Origin of the sequence: Chitinophaga sp. (genome assembly GCF_017745275.1) — a bacterium.
GTDB lineage: Bacteria > Bacteroidota > Bacteroidia > Chitinophagales > Chitinophagaceae > Chitinophaga.
On the sequence record NZ_JAGHZS010000006.1, the window covers coordinates 501,142 to 524,948 of the forward strand.

General features: G+C 44.5%; 18 protein-coding genes. 9 read left to right on the forward strand and 9 right to left on the reverse strand.

Annotated features, from left to right (window positions below; genetic code table 11):
• Positions 1–278: 278 nt before the first annotated feature.
• Genes J7623_RS19105 through J7623_RS19115 form a run of 3 tightly spaced genes read left to right on the forward strand, consistent with a single transcriptional unit; the run spans position 279 to position 6,428 of the window.
• Positions 279–3,740: a SusC/RagA family TonB-linked outer membrane protein gene (locus tag J7623_RS19105; protein WP_291923296.1), complete on the forward strand. Its 3,462-nt coding sequence runs from the start codon at positions 279–281 to the stop codon at positions 3,738–3,740.
• An 18-nt stretch (positions 3,741–3,758) separates the two neighbouring features.
• The gene (locus J7623_RS19110) at positions 3,759–5,273 is read left to right on the forward strand and encodes a RagB/SusD family nutrient uptake outer membrane protein (protein WP_291923299.1); all 1,515 of its coding nucleotides are present in this window, start codon (positions 3,759–3,761) and stop codon (positions 5,271–5,273) included.
• An 18-nt stretch (positions 5,274–5,291) separates the two neighbouring features.
• Entirely contained in the window at positions 5,292–6,428 is a 1,137-nt protein-coding gene (locus J7623_RS19115) for a TlpA disulfide reductase family protein (RefSeq protein WP_291923301.1), read from the forward strand.
• A 106-nt stretch (positions 6,429–6,534) separates the two neighbouring features.
• On the opposite strand, the gene J7623_RS19120 is transcribed toward J7623_RS19115, so the two are convergent.
• Positions 6,535–6,732, reverse strand: coding sequence for a KTSC domain-containing protein (locus tag J7623_RS19120; RefSeq protein ID WP_291923303.1), 198 nt, complete (start codon positions 6,730–6,732; stop codon positions 6,535–6,537).
• A gap of 108 nt (positions 6,733–6,840) precedes the next feature.
• Here J7623_RS19120 and J7623_RS19125 point away from each other — a divergent pair, with 108 nt between their 5' ends.
• The 6 genes from J7623_RS19125 (at position 6,841) to J7623_RS19150 (ending at position 10,219) form a co-directional block, all read left to right on the forward strand.
• Positions 6,841–7,440: a VTT domain-containing protein gene (locus tag J7623_RS19125; RefSeq protein ID WP_291923304.1), complete on the forward strand. Its 600-nt coding sequence runs from the start codon at positions 6,841–6,843 to the stop codon at positions 7,438–7,440.
• Between the two features lie 72 nt (positions 7,441–7,512).
• On the forward strand, positions 7,513–7,959 hold the full coding sequence (locus J7623_RS19130; RefSeq protein ID WP_291923307.1) for a hypothetical protein: 447 nt from the start codon (positions 7,513–7,515) through the stop codon (positions 7,957–7,959).
• 20 nt (positions 7,960–7,979) lie between these two features.
• Positions 7,980–8,363, forward strand: a complete 384-nt coding sequence (locus tag J7623_RS19135; protein WP_291923309.1) for a DoxX-like family protein — start codon at positions 7,980–7,982, stop codon at positions 8,361–8,363.
• A complete protein-coding gene (locus J7623_RS19140; protein WP_291923311.1) occupies positions 8,363–9,103 on the forward strand; it encodes a DUF2071 domain-containing protein in 741 nt (246 codons plus the stop codon). Before J7623_RS19135 ends, J7623_RS19140 begins: the two co-directional genes overlap by 1 nt.
• Positions 9,091–9,840: a class I SAM-dependent methyltransferase gene (locus J7623_RS19145; RefSeq protein WP_291923312.1), complete on the forward strand. Its 750-nt coding sequence runs from the start codon at positions 9,091–9,093 to the stop codon at positions 9,838–9,840. Before J7623_RS19140 ends, J7623_RS19145 begins: the two co-directional genes overlap by 13 nt.
• Positions 9,824–10,219 (forward strand): hypothetical protein, encoded by a 396-nt coding sequence (locus J7623_RS19150; protein WP_291923314.1) that lies wholly within the window; start codon positions 9,824–9,826, stop codon positions 10,217–10,219. Before J7623_RS19145 ends, J7623_RS19150 begins: the two co-directional genes overlap by 17 nt.
• A gap of 40 nt (positions 10,220–10,259) precedes the next feature.
• Here J7623_RS19150 and J7623_RS19155 read toward each other — a convergent pair whose 3' ends face one another.
• The 8 genes from J7623_RS19155 to J7623_RS19190 all read right to left on the reverse strand — a co-directional run bounded on the left by J7623_RS19155 (position 10,260) and on the right by J7623_RS19190 (position 23,668).
• Entirely contained in the window at positions 10,260–12,941 is a 2,682-nt protein-coding gene (locus J7623_RS19155; protein WP_291923315.1) for a hypothetical protein, read from the reverse strand.
• Between the two features lie 171 nt (positions 12,942–13,112).
• Entirely contained in the window at positions 13,113–13,892 is a 780-nt protein-coding gene (locus J7623_RS19160; protein WP_291923317.1) for a hypothetical protein, read from the reverse strand.
• Positions 13,893–13,920: 28 nt separating this feature from the next.
• Entirely contained in the window at positions 13,921–14,958 is a 1,038-nt protein-coding gene (locus J7623_RS19165) for a DUF1735 domain-containing protein (protein WP_291923319.1), read from the reverse strand.
• Positions 14,959–14,987: 29 nt separating this feature from the next.
• On the reverse strand, positions 14,988–16,565 hold the full coding sequence (locus J7623_RS19170; protein ID WP_291923321.1) for a SusD/RagB family nutrient-binding outer membrane lipoprotein: 1,578 nt from the start codon (positions 16,563–16,565) through the stop codon (positions 14,988–14,990).
• A 26-nt stretch (positions 16,566–16,591) separates the two neighbouring features.
• Positions 16,592–20,011, reverse strand: a complete 3,420-nt coding sequence (locus J7623_RS19175) for a SusC/RagA family TonB-linked outer membrane protein (RefSeq protein WP_291923323.1) — start codon at positions 20,009–20,011, stop codon at positions 16,592–16,594.
• 177 nt (positions 20,012–20,188) lie between these two features.
• Positions 20,189–21,412 (reverse strand): FecR family protein, encoded by a 1,224-nt coding sequence (locus J7623_RS19180; protein WP_291923325.1) that lies wholly within the window; start codon positions 21,410–21,412, stop codon positions 20,189–20,191.
• An 80-nt stretch (positions 21,413–21,492) separates the two neighbouring features.
• Positions 21,493–22,170, reverse strand: a complete 678-nt coding sequence (locus J7623_RS19185) for a sigma-70 family RNA polymerase sigma factor (protein WP_366839384.1) — start codon at positions 22,168–22,170, stop codon at positions 21,493–21,495.
• 1,252 nt (positions 22,171–23,422) lie between these two features.
• On the reverse strand, positions 23,423–23,668 hold the full coding sequence (locus J7623_RS19190; protein ID WP_291923329.1) for a hypothetical protein: 246 nt from the start codon (positions 23,666–23,668) through the stop codon (positions 23,423–23,425).
• Between the last annotated feature and the right edge of the window lie 139 nt (positions 23,669–23,807).

The window sequence follows — 23,807 nt, forward strand, 5'->3', positions numbered from 1 at the left end:
TAAAAACCAACGCCATTAAAAAACCAGTGATGGGCAAACATCACTGGTTACAGGCAATAAATTACTCGTGTAAACTCATTTTTATCACCGAAATCAAAAGTATGATTTTAACTGCTTTGTTCCAAAACAGAGGCGGGGAAGCCTATGCGCATAATCATCAACCAGATTATCCCCGCAACAATACCTTAGAAACGCATCACCACCAATGCAGATCTTACCCGCCGGTGCATACCGGCGCAATGAAAATAAATAGTCAGCCAACCAAAATTTGGAGGATCATGAGATTATCTGCTTTACTACTAATGGCGGGCGCTTTGCAAATCAGCGCCAAAGGACTGGCGCAACGGGTGACCATGTCCGTCAGAAATACGCCGCTGTCAACGGTTTTTAATAACATCAACCGGCAAACAGGATACATTGTTTTTTATAATTATGAAGCACTGGAAACTACCCGCCCGGTGACTGTAGAAGTGAAAAACGCTACTATCCAGGAACTGTTACACTTATCCCTGATGGGGCAGGGGCTGGAATATGCGATCGAGGATAAAACGATTACCGTTACTAAAATCATCCCCAGCACGCCTGCACAGCCGGCATTGCCTGCACAGATAGTGGTATCCGGCCGTATCACCGATGAAAATGGTATCCCCCTGGCAGGTGTGTCTGTAGTGATAAAAGGCACTAATAAAGGCACGCAAACCAATACCAACGGAGAATATACCGTGGTGGTAAAAGATGAAAATGCGGTGCTGTCATTTACCTATATCGGTTTCGAAAAACAGGAACTGGTAGTAGGCAAAAATGCGGTGATCAGCCTGCAACTGAAAGCTTCCAACAATAAGCTCACCGGCGTAGATGTGGTGAACACCGGGTACCAGATGATTTCGCGGGAAAGAGCTACCGGCTCCTTTTCAGTCATCGACCCCTATCGCCTCCGCAGCAAATTAAAACCAGACGTGAAGTCCGCTCTCGAAGGACAAGCCACCGGCGTTGTCCTCACCAAAGAAGGAAACCTGGAAATCCGTGGCGTATCCACTATGCTCGGTACCGCTGCCAGCGCGCCGCTGCTGGTGATCGACGGTTACCCCACCAACGCCGGACTGGAATCACTGAACATCGATAACATCGAATCAATTACGATCTTAAAAGATGCGGTAGCTGCTTCTATTTACGGCGCCCGTTCTTCCAATGGCGTAATTGTAGTGGCTACCCGCCAGGGCAGAAAAGGCGCCCTGCAGGTGGAATACAAAGGCTCTACCGGCATCACCCTGAAGCCGGATCTGAAGTACCTGAACAGGGCTTCTTCGGCCGACTATGTAGACGCGGAAATAGAACTCTATAACCTCGACCCCAACGGTAACCTGAACGACTATAACGACTATAACATCAGCTCAAAAGTAAACTATCTCATGATCGCAAAGTCACAGGGATGGCTAACCGAAAAAGATGCAGAGGCACAACTGGATGTCCTGAGAAAAAGTGATGGACAGGCGCAGTTGCAAAAGTATTATTTCAGGAACCAGTTCACCCAGCAACATAATATCTCTTTATCCGGTGGCAGCGAGAAAAGCATGCTGAATGCCGCAGTGAAATATATCTCTAATCAGAATAACACCATCCGCAATTCAGACAACCGCCTGATCTTCGACATGAAGAACGACTGGCGTCCAGGCAAGCGCGTGGCTATACGATTGTTCTCTAACGTGAACTATGCCACTACTACCGCTCCGGTAAAAGGTTGGCAGGATATGCTGGCGTATACAAATACTTCTCTCTTACAACCCTATGACCTGGTGGTAGATCCGGAAACAGGAACGCCGCTGACCCTGGATTATAAGAATGCCAGAAAACGCGACCGCTATGCAGGCATCGCCGGTATGAAGCCGCTGTACTATAATCCGCTGGAAGACCTGGCGCTGGAAAATACGACCACTAAAACCCTGCAACTTCGACTTGGCGGTAGTATCAACATCAAACTACTGGAAGGACTAAACGTAGAAGCCGGTGGCTCCTGGAGCAGAGGGGATATGCTGGGTAGAAGCTTATACGATAAAAATGCTTACCGGGTAAGACTTTGGTACGATGATAACACTTCTATATCCAATCCATCTAAACACTATGTGCCAGATGGCGCCGTGGTAAATGAAGACCGCAATTTTAGTCAAAGCTATATGTTCCGTACCCAGCTGAACTTTAGTAAACTCATTGGCTCCCGTCATCGCGTTGCCGCAATCGCCGGAAATGAGATCAGCCGCAATACCACAGATAATAATAGCCTGCCTACCCGCTTCGGCTACAACGATCAGGCAGGTACCTTTGCTACTTTCAACTATGCCGATTACAACGCAGGAAACTACAACGCAGACAAACTGGGCGTCAACAGTCCTTCTGCCAGCATAGGCAGGTACCAGTTCCAGGATAACCGTTTCGTTTCCTGGTATGCCAACGGCTCCTACGAATACGATAATCGCTTTATCCTCAGTGGTAGCATCCGCCTGGATCAAACCAACTTCTTTGGTACCGATCCCCGCTATCGTTATAAACCACTGTGGTCTGCCGGAGGTACCTATAAACTGGCAGAAGAAAAATTTTTCCAGGTGCCTTTGATTGATCGCCTGGACCTGCGCGCATCATATGGTATCAACGGAAATATCTCCCTGAACTCAGGTCCGTTCCTGATCATCACGCCGGGCAGTTATTCTACATATACCGGCGATATATCTTATGGCATTACTTCTCCGCCTAACAACTCATTACGCTGGGAAAAAACAAAAAGTACCAACCTGGGTGTAGATGTGTCTTTGTTGAAAAGAAGGATCAATGTTACGCTAGATTACTACCTGCGTAATAGCAGCGATCTGCTCGCAGCAGATGCCATTGACCCTACCCGCGGATTTAGTTCGCTTACCAAAAACGTAGGACAGGTACGTAACCAGGGCTACGAAATATCCATAGATGCAGATGTGATCCGCAAAAAGGGGCTGGTATGGAATACCTTCCTGAACTTCAGCTACAATAACAATAAAGTTATTACCTATAATGTGACTTACCAGTATCCATCTTCTGTTACCAACGGCGCTATTAAAAAAGCCGGTGACCCGCTGGATGCCTTGTATAGTTACCGGTATGCGGGCCTCGATAATAACGGTGTATCACAATTCTACTCTGCCAAAAACGAGAAAATAGGCGGAGGAAATGTGGCCGTAGCGGATATGGTGTATAGTGGTACCCTGCGTCCTAAATATGCTATCAGCTTGACTAACTCCGTACGTGTGAAAAACTTCGACCTGTCCTTTATGCTCATTGCAAAAATGGGAAATGTGCTGAGGAGAGATGCCTTCAGCGGATCGAATATTTTAAATAAACATGTAGGGGAAAGATGGCGTAAGCCCGGTGATGAAGCAAAAACAATCTATCCCAAACTCAGCGACTGGAACATGGATATGTTCTATTTCCCATATTCGGATATCCTGATTGAAAGCGGTAACTATATGAAGCTGCGTGATATTACCCTCACCTACGATATCAACCCACGGATCTTAAAACAGATTGGTTTTACCAATGCCAGGATATACCTGCAAAGCCGCAACCTGCTGATGATTACGGCCAACAGTGATCACCGGGATCCGGAAACATCTGAACTGAATCTCACAGGAGGCACCGGCGCGTTTACAGAGCAGGGCTTCAGCTCCCTGCCGCTGCGGCCTGAGTTTTATGTGGGGTTATCATTTACTCTTTAATATTTAATTGTGGCGATCATGAAACAGCATATACTTATTCTATCCACCATCCTTGCTACCAGCCTGGTTTCCTGCAGTAAATTCCTGGATGTAAAACCTAAAGGAAAACTGATCCCTACCGAAGTAGCGGATTTTGATCACCTGCTCGACAATTCCAACATCGCACAATGGGCTTTTGTGGACAACAACAATGGATGTAACCTGGGCTATCTGACAGATAACCTGTCGTTGTCGGAAGGTATCGGGAATATCAGTTACAAAGCCAATAACCATCCTAATATCGATCGTTACTGGGCATACGTATTCCGGCAGCCATATAAAAATCCGGCTACTTCCGATTACTTCTGGGATTGGGGTACCTATCGCTCTATGGCTTATTTCAATAACGTAATTGAAGGGGTACGCGCTATCCCCAACCAGACCGCGGAAAATCAGCAATACGCCAAAAGAGTGGTTGCACAGGCGCTGGTAAACAGGGCCTGGTCGTACTTCATTTCCACCATGGTATATGGGCCGGTATATAAACCAGGTACACCGAATGATACTAAAACGATCCCGTATGTAATCAGTGCGGACGTAGGTGCGCAGTTGCCTGATTTATCCACACAGGCGCAGGCTTTTGACCTGGTATCAAAAGATATACAAACCGCATTACCTGATATGCCGGATGTAACCAACTGGCCATCGCGTCCTAACAAAGCAGCAGCACAGGCATTGCTGGCCTACTATCACCTGTTTACACAGAAGTATGACAGCGTGGTGTACTACGCCAATCTCGCCTGGACCGCTGCCAGCGCCGGCGGAACAGATAAGATCATTTACAACTACAACAGCTTTTCGTGGACGGATCCTAATAACATCGTCAACAGTACCATCAAGGCGCCAGATGATTTTCTGACTGCTGCCAACAGCCGGGAAAATTTATTCTATAGAAACCTGGATGCCGGAGCCGGCAGATCATCCTCCTCTTATCCTTCAGACGAAGTAATTGCTTTGTATGACCAGGCTAACGATCTGCGCTTCAAGTATTTCTTTTTAACAGCGCCCGGCTATAAAACAACCTATAACAATGTCACCTATGACGACGGCAACCGCATACAATACTATCGCGGCTCCAAGTCAAGAATGACCGCAGGCTTTACCTATCCCGAACTGCTGCTGATGCGCGCCGAAGGATATGCACGTACTAACCAGCTGGCAGCAGCAATAGCAGACCTGAATACGTTGCGCCGTTACCGTTATAAAACAGGTACGCCTGAATTGACCGTAGGATCGCAGGTGGAAGTAATTCAACAGGTATTGGATGAAAGAAGAAGGGAACTGCCATTAGGTTCATTCAAACGCTTCCTGGACCTGAAGCGCTTCTGTACTGAAACAGGCAAACCCTGGAGTAAAACGAAGATCACGCATAAAATAGGTACAGAAATACATGAGGGTACCATCGACTCAAAAGATTTTATTCTCACTATTTCTAATCCTGTATTGAAATTTAATCCACAATGGAACATTCCATTAGATGGAAGAGCATTCTAAAATCAAAAACAACACCATATGAACCGCATGTTATTTGCCCTGCTGGCGTTATTGCCAGCCACCTTATTTGCCCAGGAAGGCGCCTTTGTGCTGAAAGGAAAAATCGGTACGCTCGATGCCCCGGCCAAATTGTTTCTTACCTATCGTGCCAATGGAGAAGTGATCCGCGATTCCGCCGCCCTGCAAAATGGTGCGTTTGAATTCAAAGGAAAAGTAAACGATCCTGTGAGAGCCACGCTGGTACTGCGTCATACGGCGCCTACTACCATGATGTCTTATAAATCCGATATGCTGGCAGTATACCTGGAAAAAGGTACCATCACACTCACAGCAAAAGACTCTGTATATAATGCTGTATTAAAAGGCTCCCGCCTCAATGATGATCAGCAGCGTCTGCAGGCCCGGCTGAAAAGTACAAGCGCACAGCGGGACCAGTTGACAGAAGATTATATCGCCGCTTCAGAAGAAACACGTAAGTCGGAGGCGTTTAGAAAATTGTATGAAGAGAAGAGTACCGCCATACGTGCCACAGAAAAAGAGATCTACAAAACATTTATAAAAGACAACAGCACATCGCCCGTAAGCCTGGATGCATTGCAGAGCTTCGCCGGTTCTGTTCCTGATAATGTAGAGGAAATTGCTACCCTGTACAGTAACTTATCTCCGGCTGTAAAAGATAGCAAAAAGGGGAAAGAAGTAGCGGGTATTATCAACGGTTGGAAACAAACGGCGGTAGGCGCCATAGCGCCGGCTTTCACGCAGAACGACACGCTGGGCAAACCCGTAAGCCTGTCTGATTTCCGTGGAAAATATGTGTTGGTAGATTTCTGGGCCAGCTGGTGCGGTCCTTGCCGCGCAGAGAATCCACATGTGGTGGCGGCATTCAATAAGTACAAAGACAAACAGTTTACTATCCTCGGTGTATCCCTGGATCAGGCAAACGGGCATGATGCCTGGCTGAAAGCCATCCACACGGATCAACTCACCTGGACGCATGTATCCGACCTGAAATACTGGGAAAACGAAGTGGCAAAATTATATGGTGTAAGAGCCGTACCGCAAAACTTCCTGCTGGATCCCAACGGAAAAATAGTAGCTAAAAATCTGCGGGGTGAGGCACTGGATAAGAAGCTGGCCGAGTTATTACCTCACTGATCTTTGATCCATTAGCAGTTAACCTTTCACGAGAAACGCAGCGGATATAAGCCCATTCAAAATGGTTTATATCCGCTGCGTTTTTTGAATGCCTGTAAGCGCATCATCATTTAATTTTCTTAAAAGAATAATGCCCTTTTATATATTTATTGAGATAGGTACCTTTTGACCCCGACTGCTTCATCGCCATGTAAACAGTCTCCGGCACATCCTGGTAATCGTATATCATTCCTGATACGAAGATGATTCGCAGCGTACGTGTACCGGCATCATAGCTCATATGTGCAACCACAGACGATGGCATATAAACCGGTCCTCAATTATCATACCGCAGGAAAAGCACATTAAATTGAATGACTTCGCTTAAATTTACCTTGTAAAAGCTCCGCATTACTTTTTAATAACGCTACGAATGTCTGATGCTGTATCACTCCTTAACTATGGAGGTCTGTTGTTTTTGTTCCTTGTTGTTTTTGCGCAAACCGGATTATTTTTTTGTTTCTTCCTCCCCAGTGGTGGATTTATGTTTACCGCAGGCGTATTGGCGGCTACCGGCAGTTTGCATTACAATGTAATACTGGTATGTGCGGTAGCGGCGGCAGGTGCTGTTGTGGGAAGTATAACCGGGTATGTGTTTGGTCGCAAAACCGGTCCGTTATTGGCAAACCGGCCGGATTCCCGCTTTTTTCGCAAACAATACCTGGTGTCTGCCGAGCAATTTTATCATAAATATGGCGCCATCGCATTGACAGCCGGCGTATTTCTACCCCTCATCCGCACCTTTGCCCCCATTGTGGGGGGGATGATCCGCCTCGATTTTCGCCGGTTTCTGTTATTGGTAACACTCGGCTCCATCGGCTATGCACTTAGTTTTGTATTAGCAGGCTATTTAATTGGTGCGATGCCTTTTTTAAAGCCGTATCTCAAATATTTCATCACGATTATTATTGTGGTGGTGACAATTCCTGTGGTGATAAAGATTGTGCGGGAGTTTAAGAAAGGAGCTGCATAATACGGGCTTGTAGCTCAGTGATATGTTATCTGTAGAATAAATGGTTATCTGTTGCTTAAACACTATACCTGTATGGAGTCCCATGTAGCAAAACAAATTGGGGGCAAAATAGTATTGAAAGCCCAACTTATTGCGATACTGTCATTATATTTTCTATGGATGCTGATAGTAACTGTGCCTGGAGATTTTGCCAATAACATCATTTTCTTCATTGCGGATCAAATGCATCCGCTGGTATTACTCTTTTTTATACTTCTTTTAGGAATGAGTTATTTATTAGGCAGAAGAGCCGGCACGGATATATTAATGAAGTCGCGCGGAACTGCGATCACTGTCATAAAATATGCCCTGGCAATGAGCCTGTTGATGCTGTTTTACCTGCTGGGCGCCTACTTTCTTTTTAATGGATCCAGAGCTGGCTGGAATATCGTCCTGTGGCCAGCTTTTTTAACTGCAGTAACTATCGTATTGGCCTGGGTTTGGGCCATAAAAAAGCTGGAGTTGAGGAAGAAGGTATAAATCTTACTAATTAATAACCCATGCCAAAAGGATATTATAAATACATTCCTTACTTCCTGGCCACAGTTTGGATCGTAAACGGTTTACTCTGTAAAGTGTGTAATCTCGTACCCCGCCATCAGTTGATAGTCGCCAGGATACTGGGTGCAGCATATGCCCCGCTGTTAACCAAAGTCATTGGCATACTGGAATTGTTAATGGCAGTGTGGATATTGTCCCGCATAAAACCAGTATGGTGTGCCATCGCACAAATAATCCTGGTGATGACGATGAATATCATTGAGTTTACCTTAGCACCTGATTTGTTATTATTTGGAAGAATAAATATGGTGATAGCTGTATTGTTTAGTACTTTTGTGTATTGGTTCCAGTTGCGGCCAACTTACTCAAAACTTAGTAGCTGATGTTAACCTTTTTAAAAAATCATCCCTTTGCCGTATCGGCTTTTTTCGATAGTTCGCTGGTACTTACTTATGCTATTCCGGCCGAAATAATACGGCCACTGTTGCCAGCCAGGCTGGAACCCGACCTCTTCCAGGACAAATGGGCTTTTATAGCCATCGCGGTGGTACAAACCCGGCAATTAAGACCCAGGGGCTTTCCGGCTTTTATGGGAAATGATTTTGTGCTGGCCGGTTACCGGGTTTTTGTACGATATACAACAAGTCAGGGAAAACGATTACGCGGATTATATATCCTCAAATCTGAAACTGATAAAAAGAAGATGGCTTTCCTGGGGAACCTGTTTACGCACTACAATTATACCAGTACAGATATCGAAGTGAATAACCAGCAAAATAGTATCCATGTAAGATCCCTGAAATCCGGTGTGGATATCCTGGTGAATACAGATAATGTGAATGCAGCATTACCCGTTACCTCTCCCTTTGATAACTGGAAAGAAGCCAGGCGGTTTGCAGGGCCACTGCCATTTACATTTACCTGTAATGATGCAACAAATGAAGTGCTGATCATTGAAGGAGTACGGGAGAACTGGACTCCCAGGCCAGTAGAAGTGGTTCGTGCTGAAATCAGTTTTTTGGAAAATGCCCGTTTTGAAAACGCGGTACTGGCAAACGCATTTCTTATTCAACAGATTCCCTATTACTGGAAAAAAGGAAAACTAGATATATGGACAGCCTGACGCGCACGCCTTTTCAGGGTCTGACGAATATTATCCGGTTTAACTGGCATTTCTATGTGTTGTCGGCATTGCTGGTAGTAGCAGGTTGCTTATTAAGACAACTGTTTTTTGTACCGCCGCTGTTGGTACTCGCCGTGCTCAGTATTTTCCTGTCACTCGTCGTCTCCTGGTATATCTATGATGGTAGCAGGTTATACGGCTTGTCCTGGCTGGATGCTATCATTGTGTCACCGGGGCAGCGGATCGTCAATATTCATGCAGGGTTTGATGAAACAAGTGCTTTGTTACACAATAAATATCCCATGGCCAACATGCTGGTCTTTGATTTTTATGATCCGGCGAAGCACACGGAAATATCTATTGAACGCGCAAGAAAAGCATATGCGCCTTATCCCGGAACGATACGGATGAATACCGCGGAAGTGCCTTTGGAGCCGGCATCTGTGGCGGTTATATTTTTATTATTTGCTGCACATGAAATCAGGAACGAGGAAGAAAGAAAGCATTTTTTCAGGCAATTACAACATAACCTGCAGCCGGGAGGAAAGATTATTGTGTTGGAACACCGGAGAGATATACCCAACTTTATAGCTTATAATATCGGTTTCCTTCACTTTTTCTCCACAAAAACATGGAAGCGAACCTTTGCCTCGGCCCAACTTAGCATAGAAGAAGAAATAAAAATTACACCATTCCTGTCAGCTTTTATTCTCGGAAAAAATGGAACTGCATCTTAATATCGTAGGTTATCTGCTTATTTTATTATCCTTGCTGCATTGTTTCTTTCCCACTTATTTTAACTGGAAGAAAGAGTTCGCAGCAGTGAGCCTTTTAAGCCGGCAGATCATGTACGTGCATACTTTTTTTATTGGACTCATCATCTTCCTGATGGGTATTTGCTGTATCTCTGCTGCAACAGATCTGCTGCAAACGCGGCTGGGCCACCTGTTGGCGTTGGGCTGCTTTATCTTTTGGGTGATCCGGCTACTCTTCCAGTTTTTCGTGTATTCGCCGCGGTTATGGAAAGGGAAACGCTTTGAAACATATATACATGTGATCGCCTCCCTGCTCTGGTGTTATCTGAGCATAGTTTTCTTCCTGGTATACCTGCATTAAAACAGACGCTACATGCCTGAGCAGGTAGCGTCTGTGGATGTTATTGAATGAACAGGAATGAAGCCGGAGCGTATTTAGGAAGATGAAAATTGAATACGCCATTCTTTACTGCAATCGCTGCTCCTGTTTTATTACCACGCAGGTCAATCGGTATTACCGCTTTAACATTGGGTTGATGATTCAAGGTTATTTTACAGTTGCCCGAAATACCCGCCTGTTCCCATACCCGCAGAATAGTGCCTTTGCCATCCGGATTTTCGCCGAAGGCAGTGATTAATACACCTGTTCTGGAAACTGCAATCCCTTCCTGCTTTGCCGGCAATTTACCAGGATCGCCGGTTGCTGTTGCTGTTAATAGTGGTACACGTGTTTCCCAGGAATGTTGTATTAAATTGGGAATAGTAGCCGTACCTTTTTCAAGTGGCCAAACACGCACGCTTTCACTCCATGAACCATCCTGCCATAATGGGAAATTAGTATTCCACATGTTGTTATAAAGGTTCACAAATACTGCAGGTGTTGTTGGAATATAATCCATATCATACTTCCATAAACCGGGCATGCCAGGGCTGATTAAAGGTGCATCCGCTGAAGATAACGCCATACCGGATTTATCTGCCTGTGTAACCGCCACACCGGAGTTTAACGCCATCAGGTAGCGGTTGCATCCCGGTATAATATCCGAGGCAGGGTTGATGGGCGCACCCATACGACCAATAGTGAAAGAAGGCGCTTTTACGTTGAACGGAAAACAGAGCCAGCCACCTTCGGGTTGTTTATCCGGCGTTTTTGCGTTTACAGCCCATGCTACCTCTACATACGGGGCATTGGCAGGAAAGGTAAAGGTGAGGGTGTAATCTTTTGCATAGCCCGCTGTTTCCTGCGCTGTTAAGGTAATCACATCAGCAGTACCGGTATGTGCCACATTTATTTTCCATGCAGGTGGTGTATAAGCTACATAAGGGGCTTTTTCAGCGTCCAACATTCCCGGTTTCCCAAGATCATTTAATCCCCAGCCATCTTTTATCCGGCTGTAGGCATTGAACCATTTGTCTACTTCATGAGTACTAAAGCGTTCGTGTAAAAATTGTCCCATCACATAGGATGCAGATGTATCCACCAATTCGCGGCCTGTTGATTTTTCTATCAAAGACGAAATACCACCTCGTTTCAGATCCATTGTCACGTGGTAATAGGGGGTACTGATCGTGGTTTGTTCACTGTTGACGATGGACTGTTGCATGAGTTCATCCTGTGAAAAAGACACATAGCCGGATGCAGGAATATCTTTGATATAGCAGTAATTCCCTTTATTCCAGGGATCTGCTATCATACCGGATCTTTTCCACGGGAGGGGATTGTATACTACCACGCGTTGCCCTTTTTTATTAATGGCTGATGCCAGCAGATCCAGGCGTTCCTGTAGCGCTGGTTGAACAATCGCATTGGTATTGCGGATGTACTGCCGTTTTACGTCATAAGAATAAAGCCATTTCCTTTTGCTGCCGGTGGCCGTATGGTGTGCGTCACTGTTTTTTAGTGCCGCATAATTATCATTTTCCGGAATTGGCTCTGCGGCAGCTTCAGCCATCCATTTTTTCCAGTCATCACCATAACTGTAGCGGGGACCATATTCGGCGTTCATGCCCCAGGTATGCTCTCCGTACAGGAGACTTTGCTCATATGCTTTCGCCAGCTTTTCTGAAACCGGCGCGGTGGGAATGCCCCAGGCATTCATTTGTGTGTTTAACGCATCAAGCGCAGACTCCAGCGGACGGATGTTTCGTGCCGTTTTGGTTTCCTGCGGATTGGACTGGATGCCATGAATCCAGGTATCAGGGCAATCACCTTTTACGGTTGGTAAATCGGGATGTTCAGCTAAAACAGCTTTGGTGAAATCATCCAGTGTACCAAAATGTATTTTAACACCCGGCATCTCTTTGGCTGCATAGGCCAGGAGCTGATCTATTTCTGCGGAAGTTGGGGGACCGTGGTTATCTCCTGTCATTTGCATGGCGAGGTAGTTTTTACAAGGCCAGTTGGGTGTAGGCCGGATGTCGGATCCATAAACAGCAGTATAGTTGCAAAGTACTTTTGAACCATCCGGGCCTTCCCACCAGAACAGTTCCGGAAACCGGGGAAATTGACTGGCAGGATTACAGCCTAACTGCAGGAATTTTATGCCTGCATGATGCAGCAGGGTAGGCATTATCCAGGAATGATCAGGTACGTCGGTCATCTTTGCGCTGATAGTCAAGGGCAGCCCGTATTTACGGGTAATAGCAGAGGAGTATCCCAGGCCCCGCACCAGGTCTTCATAATCCAATGACTCCGTATGCGTGGTAAAGGGCAGACCATGCACCACCAGCGCACCTGTTTTAATGGCCTTTTCAATTCTTATTCGTTGTTCCGGTGTTTGCAGGGGACCGAGTATCTGCGCCTGTAATGGCCAGCCGGAAACGGTCCAGGCAAAACGTTTTTCGGGAGCTTGCGTGGCGCTTTTCTCTATAACGGCTAAAGCGTTATCCATCATTTCGCCCCTGTAACGTTTGAATACGTTTTCCGGCAGGTCAGTGAAGCCAAGGTCAAAATGTGTTTTAAATACTACCCAAATGTCGGTTACCCGTGAGTGGGTGCCGGCTTTGGGTGACTGTGCCATGGCCGTGGACACACCGATTAGCAGCAGCAAAAAGGAAATGTTTATAAATCTGGTTGTCTTCATAACGTGATGAAAAGGGATGAGCTATTTTATGTATAAACATACGTACATAGTTTCAATTATTGCTAATGATTTTTGCGGTAAAAGGAATTTGCGGCGATTGTCACGGGTATACAAAAAGAAAACCCGCTCATAGAGCGGGTCTCTTCTCATTTTTGTACCGCAAATTCTAAACTAATAAACATCATATGGCGCCTTCAGCGTATAATACCAGTTTAACTGTGCCAGATCACCCTTGGTAAAAACATAAAACGGGTTTGTCCCCGCATCAAAATCGGCAGGCGCACCACTATACCCTGTGAGGGAATAAAGGGAGTTATAGCTCGACATCAACGCCTGCAAAGGATCCTGCGTAGTATTATGTTTATTGGGGATTGCCATTTCTTCTACATTGGCATCGTAGTCACCTCCTGATACAGCACCGGTGTGGCCATAACCAAGTGTGTGTAAAAACTCATGAACAAGTAATCGCGTATAATATACATGCGCCCAGCTTAAGCCGGTTTGATTTAAATCAAGGTTGATCGACATCAAATCACCCACCTTTCCGGTGCCATCCGGGATATGTGCCCAGGCAGGGGCAGCACCTGTGCCGCTGTTATCTGCCCTGATCACCACATCATAAGTAGTGCCCGGCGCCGGCAGCACATCACCCCAGGTAATGCTGGTAATATTGATATTGGGAGATATCGAACTGAGATACTTTTGGGCCACAGGTAGAGCTTCTTTGATAGCTTTGGCTACAACATTCCCATCAGCGCCGGAAAGCCTGTTATCAACAAATACAGTAATATTCTTGCTCTTGGCGAAATCTACTTTTTTATTAAACCAGATATTGTCAGATGGCTTAATAGTGGTCAGGTGGTTGTCGTAAGACAACTCTGCTTGTTGAGGTGCTTTAGAGCAGCTGGTGCAAAGTGCCAATGCTGCTGCAATAATATATTTAGGTTGCATAAAAACGTGTTCCAGGTGAAGAGATAGTTTAAGGTCTGTCGCGTACAAAAGTCAGGTTGTCGTAGAACCATACTTTGCAGCCTTGCCATCCGCCTTTGAAATTACCATCATACATTAAGTAGTATACTTTTATGTTCCGCGTAGCCGGATCCCATTGAGACGCAGCAGCTTCATTGGGCGCAGGACTTATCGTGGCGTAACGTCCTCTTACCGGGTCTGGTTGCCCGAAGTAATTGGTGACACGGATGATTTTTCCACTGCCATTCGGATCAAAGTGTAATACCGGGCAGAAGTAGCCATACCAGGTCCAGGTATTGTTGGCCGCATTCCAGAACAGCTTTCCATTTAATGGATTACCATAAGGATCGGTGTTCCCGTTGGCAAAGGCGTAAGCGTCTCTCATAATACAGGTGGAATCATCTACCGTTACCAGGTCTACTGTGGTGTTGCTGATAACAACATTCGTTGACACCTGGTAATCAGTCATACCACCTGGCCGGAAGTTATAGAAACCATCATATTTGTTTCTAACCACCAGCTTGTAATACACATAAAAGCGGTCAGCACTGATAGACAGGGGCTTGGGTACTTCTATAATATTGTAGGCCACCATGAATTTGTCCTCTGATTTTACATGAGATGTATTCACCAGCAAATGAAAGTACCCCACATTTTTACCGGCAGGTATCGTCACTTTTAAGTTCTCATTGACAATTGTGCTATCCGGGAAGAAAGCCCAGTGAGTACCTTTAGCCAGGTTATATTTGGTGATGGCAGCAGTATCCCGTGCAAGCGTTACCGTTATATCCTTGTTGGACGGACCAGTGGTGCTGGCCAGGTATACGGGGATGGTAATGGTATCTACTGCTTTTAATGTAGATGGCAGCCGGTTAATCGTTTTCATTCGACTGTCAATCGACGTGGTAGCACCATCATCCAATGGTGCCAGCTCTACGATGTTGGTACCCGGAATATCTGCCAGCGATACGCCTTCTTTGTCTTTCAGGCAGGACTGAGTAGCCAGTGCCAGCAGACTTATATATATCAGGTTAAAGTGTTTTTTCATCTTTCAATATTTTGTAAATACAATTGGAATTATCTACCCCAGAATATTTTTTTAGTGAGTACATCTTCACCCTGTGCTTTTACGTTATCCGTATTGGTGGCATATTCCACGCTTGGATAAAATACTCTTTTAGGTAAAGGCGGTGCGCCGGGATATTTAGAACCATAGATATATGTAGGCCATCCTGTACGGCGGAAATCTGCATAAGGTTCAAAAGGATTCACCCCGTTCATGGCAATCCATTTTTGAGATAAGATCGTTTGCAGCGGATCCGTCGTGAGGTCTATATTGAAGTTGTTCACTTTACCGGTGGTTTGTGCCATATAACCATCGGCGTCTGCAATAGCGTCGTTGGGCTGGTAGAACTGACTGCCGGATGGATCAGGCAAAGAGCCTTTGTAGAGATACGTAAAGTTGGCGCGAACTCCCGCTTTGTACAGCGCTTTATAATCTCCCGGGATAATATTTCTATAAGCTGCTTCCGCCTGCAGAAAATAACTTTCGAAAGTGGTGATCACAGGTATAGACTGGTTCACATTTTTGATAATACCAAAACCATTTGTACCGGAGAAATTACCATTTACCTTATCTCCCCAGGAGAAGCCGGATAAGGTATCATTATTGGCAGTAGGTACGCCAAAATAGCCACCTTTAAAGTGATCCGGGTTATTATCGTATGGCGCATATATTCTGTACAGTCGCCAGTCGCCATAGCCATTGAAGCCATCCCAGTAGAAGTTCACTGCTGCAGCATTGGCACGGAAATAATTGTAACTGGATGTCTGTTGATTTTGGCTGATGTTCCAGAATCTCTCTACAAAAGGATTACCTTTTCCACTTTGATTAAAGAACCCGGGGTTTACATTCCCTTCGTTTTGTACACCTGAAATGTAACCATCTGCTGCGGCACTGGTAAGCAAATGCTGAAGGGCAGTGGCGTAATACGGCGGTTTGGTGCCCAACTGGCTCACACGCAGTATCAGCCTTAACTGGAGCGTATTAATAAACCTGATCCAGTTGGCCTTGTTGCCATTATACATAATATCGCCTTTGGGCAGGTTACCAGTCCAGTTTTTAATCAGGTCTCTGGCGCTGTCCAGTTGCTGGTATAAGTCGTTGTAAATAGTAGCTGCATCATCATATACCGGCGTAGGGTATTTATCAATCTGCAATGCCTGGGTATACGGAATGTTTCCAAACAGGTCAATCAGGTTGTGATAACAAATTACATTCATCGTTTTCACAATGCCCCTGTAAAAGTTATTGCCATTGGCATGCTGATCTATATACCGCAGGTTCCCCAGGTAGCCGTAGTAGCCGGTCCACATACCCTGGAACCATTTGTTGTCGAAGCTATAATTGAACACATAGGAGTTCACAAAGGAACCGCCACCGATGGTCCAGTAGCCCATCCAATACGACATATCATTCGACCCCATGTGCTGGAGATAGGCAATGTTATTTAGTTGCGGAGACAGTACCAGGTCGATGTCTACATTGTTTGGATTATTGGGATTATTATCATTGATATCAAAGTATGATTTTGAGCAGGCCGACATTCCTGTTGTAAACAACAGAACGAGCAAATATTTAGTGAGTACTTTCATTTTGTAAAAGTTTCCGGTTGAAAAAATTAAAACCTAACATTCAGGCTTCCACCTATAAATCTGGTTGGCGGCGTTTGTCCCGTATTATTGGTACCATCTGCGTTATAACCACCACCAAGATTAAATTCAGGATCTGTCCAGATATTTTCTGCGGGTCTCCACATAAATAAATTCCTGCCGGTAACAGCTACTGAGGCGCCTTTGATAGTTTTAAATCCATTGAATAAAGAAGCGGGTAAGGTATAAGACAATACCACTTCTCTGAGTTTCCAGAACGCATTGCTGGTAACATAAGGTGTTCCCAGAGTGCTATACGTTTGCCAGAATTGATACACGTTCGCAATTTGCCTGGATTTATTATCCACATAATGTCCGCTTCCATCATCGTAAACGGAATTCGGGAACACAAAGCGCTGACGGTCGCCGTAGGTAGAGTGTGCAGAAGAACCTGTCCAGTCCAATGTTTGACCAATCTGGTTAAACAATACACCACCGCCTCTGTAGTCGGCTACCACGGTGAGCCCGAAGTTCTTGTACGCAACAGACGTGGTCAGGCCCAGGCGATAAGGCTGGAAGATCGCGCCCATGAATTTATAAGCGGCTGCACGGGTAGGGTAACCATTCCCATCAACAATTACTTTTCCGGTTGCCGGATCCCTGTTGAAATCAGTCACTTTTAAGGCAGGGAAAGCATAGCCTACTACGGCATACGCATCATTCGTCATCGACAGATCCGCGCCGCCATTAGGCAGGGACACTACTTTGTTGTGGATATAAGTGAAGTTAGCACCTACATCCCACCTGAATTCGGTTGTTCTGTTATCAATGAGTGTTACTTTAAGATCTGTTTCTACGCCGAAGTTGGAAGTTTCACCACCATTCACCAACATAGCATTATAGCCTGTTGTGGGAGATACCTGTGAAGGAATCGTTTGGTTTTTGGTATGTTGGTTGAAAACTGTTCCATTGAAATTAATCCGGTTCCTCAGGAAACTCAGTTCAATACCGGCTTCTATTTCTGTGGTGCGCTCATCTTTCAGGTTAGGATTAGGCGCCAGTGAATTTCTGCTGTAGCCAACACTGTTATTATAGGGATAGCCTGCTGCTACATTGAAAGAGGAAGATGTCAGGTAAGCGCCGTAGGTACTGATGTTGCTAAGGTTTACCTGGCCTGTCTGGCTGTAGGCAGCTCTTACTTTGGCAAAATTTACCACATCATTACTGAAGAATTTAGGCAACGCATCAGAAAGTACAAAGGCAGCATCTGCGGATCCATAGGAGAATCTTCTGTTAGAAGCGGTCAGCACAGAGGTCCAGTCAAAACGATAACTGCCGTGTACAAACAGGTACTTATTGATACCAAAAGACACGTCAGCAAATGCAGCCTGTTGATTTCTTTCTGCTTTACCTTCGCCGGCAGTTTGCTGCCCTATATAACTGGATACATTATAGAAATCATTAAACGCAAGGGTATTGGCGTTATAGTTTTCAAAATTGTATTTATCCTGTACAATAGAGTGGCCTAATAAGAGTTTAGAAGTGATGTTGTCAGACAACTGCTTTTTGAATGATACTAACAGGTCTCCGGTTAAATGTGATTCAAAGCTGGATCCGCCGCCGGCAGTAGGTAATAACACCTTTCTGTTAGATGCCTGGGTACCGCCCGGAACGTTATAGGGATTGGATTGTTCGTAGTCGGAATACTTCCAGCCATTACCTGTGTTCTTGTAATTAAAAGCGCTGTAAGTATACCCCAACCGGTAGCCGGCTTCGATATCGTCTGTGATAGCAACTTTAGCGCCTACATTTCCTACAAACTTATTATCGGTGCTTTTACTTCTGAAGTTAGCGAGGTTCCACCATGGGTTGTCGTTCCAGGCGTTGAAGTAGTTATCGGGAGAAGAGAAGAAGCCACTTTTAAACCAGTTTAAATCAACATGCGCCGGGGAGTTCAGGATTTGGTTGTAGATACTGCTCCTGTTCCATACCTCGTCTTTACTGGTATTGGTATAACCCAGTGCATAATCGATACTTACAACGTTGTATTTAGTGCTCCCATTTAGTTTGAAGAAGTTCTTCGCCAGTTTATTTTGTGGAATGATGTCGGAACGGTCGGTTCGCTGGTACGCTACATAAGTAGAAGAATTCTGTGATGCTGTACCAATAGATAAATCATACTGTTTGGTAATACCTGTCTGGAAAAAATCAGTACGTGATCCTTTTTTAGGAGAGTAGGTGGTGGTGATAACAGTGTCTTTATAAGTACCATCATTATACAATATTCTTTTAGGCGTACCTACTTCTACGATGCTGCCATCATATTTAGGACCGAATTGCTGATTTTCATAAGGCACGTTCACCGTTTGACCGGTTACAGGATCTACGTACTGAAATTCGCCGCCCCAGCCACCATAGGTATATTGCAGGTCAGGCAGTTTGGAAATACTTTCCCACTGTACGCTGGTTTTGAAGTTTATTTCTGTTTTACCGGCAGGCGTTTTCTTAGTAGTAATCACCAATGCACCGTTACTACCGCTGGCGCCATACAGGGAAGCCGCAGCGCTGCCTTTCAGCACGTTCACACTTTCAATGTCGTTCGGATTGATATTATTCAGGATGTACGGAGGTACAATAGCGCCGTCTAACACAACAATAGCCGAGTTGTTCCCGGTAATAGAGCGGTTACCCCGTAAATTGATTTTATAAGATGGATCGAGGTTGTTGTCCTGGGTTTGAATAGACAAACCAGATACTTTACCAATCAATCCGGAAGTAGCGTTAATGTTTTCCGCCTGGTTTAATTCTTTACCAGTGATGGTAGTAGCGGCATAACCCAGTTCTTTTGGCTGGCGCTTGATGCCATAGGCAGTAACAATGATTTCCTGGATGTTGGCCTTTGATTTTAGATGTACAACAACAGGATCTTCCTTCGTTACAGTTACTTCCACTGTTTCCATGCCAATATAGCTAAACACTAAAATTTTGGAGCTGGTGGAAGCAACGGATATTTGAAAGCGGCCATTTGCATCTGTGCTGGCGCCAAGTGGAGTGCCTTTAATACGGATGGTTACACCGGCCAAAGGAGTTCCTTTTTCATCTGTTACCAGTCCTTTTATCAGCAGGGATGCCTGTTGAGTGGACGAAGCAGGAGCGTTAGATTTTAATACAATGATGTTGTGCCCTACAATAGACCAGGTGAGTGGTTGTCCTTTTAAGCAGGCAGCCAGTGCATCGGCTATGGAAACATTGTTCAGGCTTACGGTAACAGGAGTAGTGGATTTCAGTACATCATCTTTATAAAAGAAAACGTAATCAGTCTGGCGTTCTATAGCCGCAAAAATTTGTGGAATGTTCAGTTGCTCTCCTTTCAATGTAACGTTCTGTGAGTAAGCTTTGGCGCTCAGTTGCAAACTGATGGCCAACAGAAAAACGAAGACTGGTTTCATCTTGCGTAGCGTTAGGTTAGGGCGTGCAAATAACTGTATTCTCTCAAATACATAGTTTAAGAAAATCATATTTTTTTCGGTTGAGTAATGAGCAATAGACTTTGGTCTCTCTTAATTCAAAAGCGCTTTTGGTATTCAGTGATCCCTTTTCAATTGATCCCGCTGAGGGGAATTATTTTATTTTTTAATTGTAATGGTGGAATTATTTATTTCATATTTGATGTTATTCAGATCCAGTATTTTTAAGAATTCAGATAAATTTTCATTGCGTTTTAACTTACCGGTGAATTTGACGTCTGTCACCTGGTCTTCGAACTGGACATGCACATCATACCATCTTTCTATTTGTCGCATTACGGCCGATAGTGGCACCGCAGAAAACTGTGTATACCCGTTCTTCCAGGCAATGATGGCATTCACATCTGCCGGTTGGGTAAGCGTCATTACGCCTTTGCGGGTAATATTCACCTGTTGATCAGGCAGCAGGATTTGCGACTGTGGCGTAGTATAAGTGTGTACTCTTACTTTTCCTTCTAATAATGTGGTGCTTACAGTTGGTTCGTTAGTGTAGGAGTTGATATTGAATTTGGTGCCCAATACCTCCACTTTGCAGCCGCCGTTGGCTGCTGCGGGATCCGATGCTTCTACGATAAATGGTGTTGGCTGTTGATGGGCCACTTCAAAATAAGCCTCTCCGGTAATGTATACCCTGCGTTCTCCGGCAGGAAATGTTACCGGGAACCGGATAGAGGATGCCGCATTTAGCCAGACTTTACTACCATCTGACAACTGCAGAAAATATTGGCCCCCACGTGGCGTGGAGATGCTGTTGTACAATATTTTTTCGTTTTGCTTTTCATCGCCGCTGTAAACAACTTCCCCGGATTGGGTTTTTATTACGCGCCCTGCGCCTTGTGTAGCCAGCAGCCCATTTTGCGCGCTATCTAATGCAATGGTTTGCCCGTTGCTCAGCGTGAGGATGGCTTTATTACTGCCGCTTCGGCTATGCAGGTCAGGTGACTTTAGCTGGGCTACTTTTGGTACCGGTGTGTGAGTAGCATGTTGCAGATGATAATAGCCGTATATACCCACCAATGCTGCCACGGCGGCTGCTGCGGCCCAGCGCCACCATCCCGGAGATAGGGTCCGGGTGTTGGTAGTCGCTGTCTCATTTGTATGGGGAAGAATATCACGTAAAATTTTTTCGGCATCCGCTGCGCTCAGGAAGGTGTTTATTTGTGCAGGATCCTGGTAAACGTCGGCAATCGTTTGTGCAATCAGCTCCTTTATTACGGCTTCGTTGCCGGTAAGGGAAAATAATTCAAATAGCTCTGCCAGCTCTTCTGCTGAACAGCTGTCATTTACATACTTGTGGAATAATGTTAGTAATCGATCCTGCATAAACGCTGATATAAGGTGCCACTAACCATAATAGACGCACGGCATTTATGCAAAGGGGTAGATGAATAAAAATATTTTTTTCAGAAAACGATGTTGTTGTCTAACGTATTTGAAACCAATATATTAACATCATTTGAAAGAGAAGTGATATGGGAAGGAGGCGTATGGAATTCACCAAAACTGTTGGTATAGTCGCAAACGCACAGGAAAATGACGAGTAAGAAACTCTGGTCCCGCAAAAAGGTTTGCACTATTTTATTGGCGGCCATGATATGTTTCTTGACGGTTTCTTTGGATATCTTTAGTTGCGCAGCAATTTCATCATGACTAAATCCTGCTGTTCTGCTTAAATGGTATACGTGTTTTTGTTGAGGGGTGAGTAACTTTGCGGCCATGGATAAACTGGCCTGCAGATCGCGCAACTTAATAGATTCTTCTGTACCGCTGTCAGTATCGGCGCTATTTTCATGAATGGCCCTGATTACTTTTCCTTCTGCTTTCTTTCTTCTTAATTTGCTATAAATATTATTCCGCACCATGGTATGCAGGTAGGCGCTAAAGTTTTCTACTTCATGAAGCGATTCGCGGTTTAGCCAAATGCCCGTAAATACTTCCTGCAATACATCTTTACTGTTAATGTCTGATTTCAATAATTTTTGAGCGACGAAATATACTTTCGCGCGGTGTTTTTCAAATAGTCTCACAAATGCAGTTTCGTCACCCTCTGCTATTGCAAGCAAAAGCATTTTATCCTCCATTGTTAGCCAATTACTTCGTCCTAAAATAGTGAAAATATAATTATAAGCGTAAAAAGGACCTTTTTAGTAAAATGGTACGCCATAGGAATACCGGGTCCTATTAAAGTTGATTGCAGCAGATAATCGTGAGTAAATGTGGATAAAGATGTTAGCCTGACTTAAAAGAAAAAACCCGCTCATTGAGCGGGCCTATTCTCGAATTTTTGCGGACCGGACGGGACCGCTGTATATCTTCTGAAACCCTTGTAAAATCAATGTTTTCTGAAAGTGAGCAAGGTTGTTAACCTTATCGCTAACCTTGTGTTTGAGTTGTTATAGCAGCGTTAAGAACTGTGATGATCAAATATAACAACTTTATACCTATTAATGAAAATATTCCCTTAAAGACTTCCAAGCGATGAGCTTATGTTCTGAGAATGGCAGTGATGTTTCCAATTAGAAATGGGATGGTGATAAAGTAGATAAGGTTGTAAAAGCAGATGAGAAATATACAGCCTGAATCCCAATTTTTATTCTTTATTTGTTCGTAAAGGCAGCCTGTATACAGTGGTAAGATTGAGCAGAATAAAGTAATAAATGATGTGTATATTAAGAACTTTCCAATATCCAGCCGTTTTACAAACGTAAGGTAACCGATGAAAATTAGGGAAATTATTAATATACAGTAAAGGAGCCACTTTTTGACTTGATTGTTAATCTTCAGCCGTTCCAGCCGTTTTAATTGCTTAATAACGAAGATTCCCAACATTATAAAAATTAAGTAAAGAGGAATCCAAAAGAGAGAGGTGAACAGGTCCTGAGGAGGTGACTTCATTCCTTGAGAAAGTCCCCATTTTGCAAAATTTGGGACCATTGAAAAAAGGCTGATAACTGTAGGTACAGCCGTAGTAAACAATGCTGAGGTATCGGCATTTATTAAGTTCTTTTCTTTCTTTTTCATAGCACTATTGAGGTTAGGGATCAAAATATTAAGAAAGTAATGATATGGAGGTTAATCTGTTGTTAATCCACCTTTATTGAGCTTGTAGCCAGCAATGTTTTGGTAATCCCAAAACCCTTTTTCTCATGCTCCGCATTCGTAATAACAAACCGGGGCGCTGCCGCCGCGCCCCCTTCCCCCGGCGTGGGGTTTCAAACAATGGGGGCTTGCATTGTCTATTAATTCGCCTTAACTGCGAATAGCAAGATGTATCGTTGTAGATACAACGAACTTTTCCTTTGCTCCGGAGTCGCGCGGATATAGGGCTGAAATTTAAAATTCCGGCCAATCTTTTGTTTCGTCTTCAGCTACATCTAAAAGCTCCATTAAACTGGATATATCCCAAATAATATCATCCATATCCAGCGGGACACCATCCAGTGTATGTTGTATATAGGACACGAAAGCCCTCCGTAAGTTGCGGTTGACACGCTTTGCCGGATGGTATTCCAAAAACTGTTTGAACTCCTTTTTTAGTGGTTTACTAACCTTTAACTTAGGAAGTTTATTATTTTTCATATCACCTTAAATTATAAAAGCGGCTTTGGCTGTCTGTTCAAGGTGACAAAGAATTTAGTTGTATAAAGATAATTAAATTTCGTTTGTAGAGAAAATATTTATATTTTTAGTTAATATTGATGTGTTTATAGAGAATAGA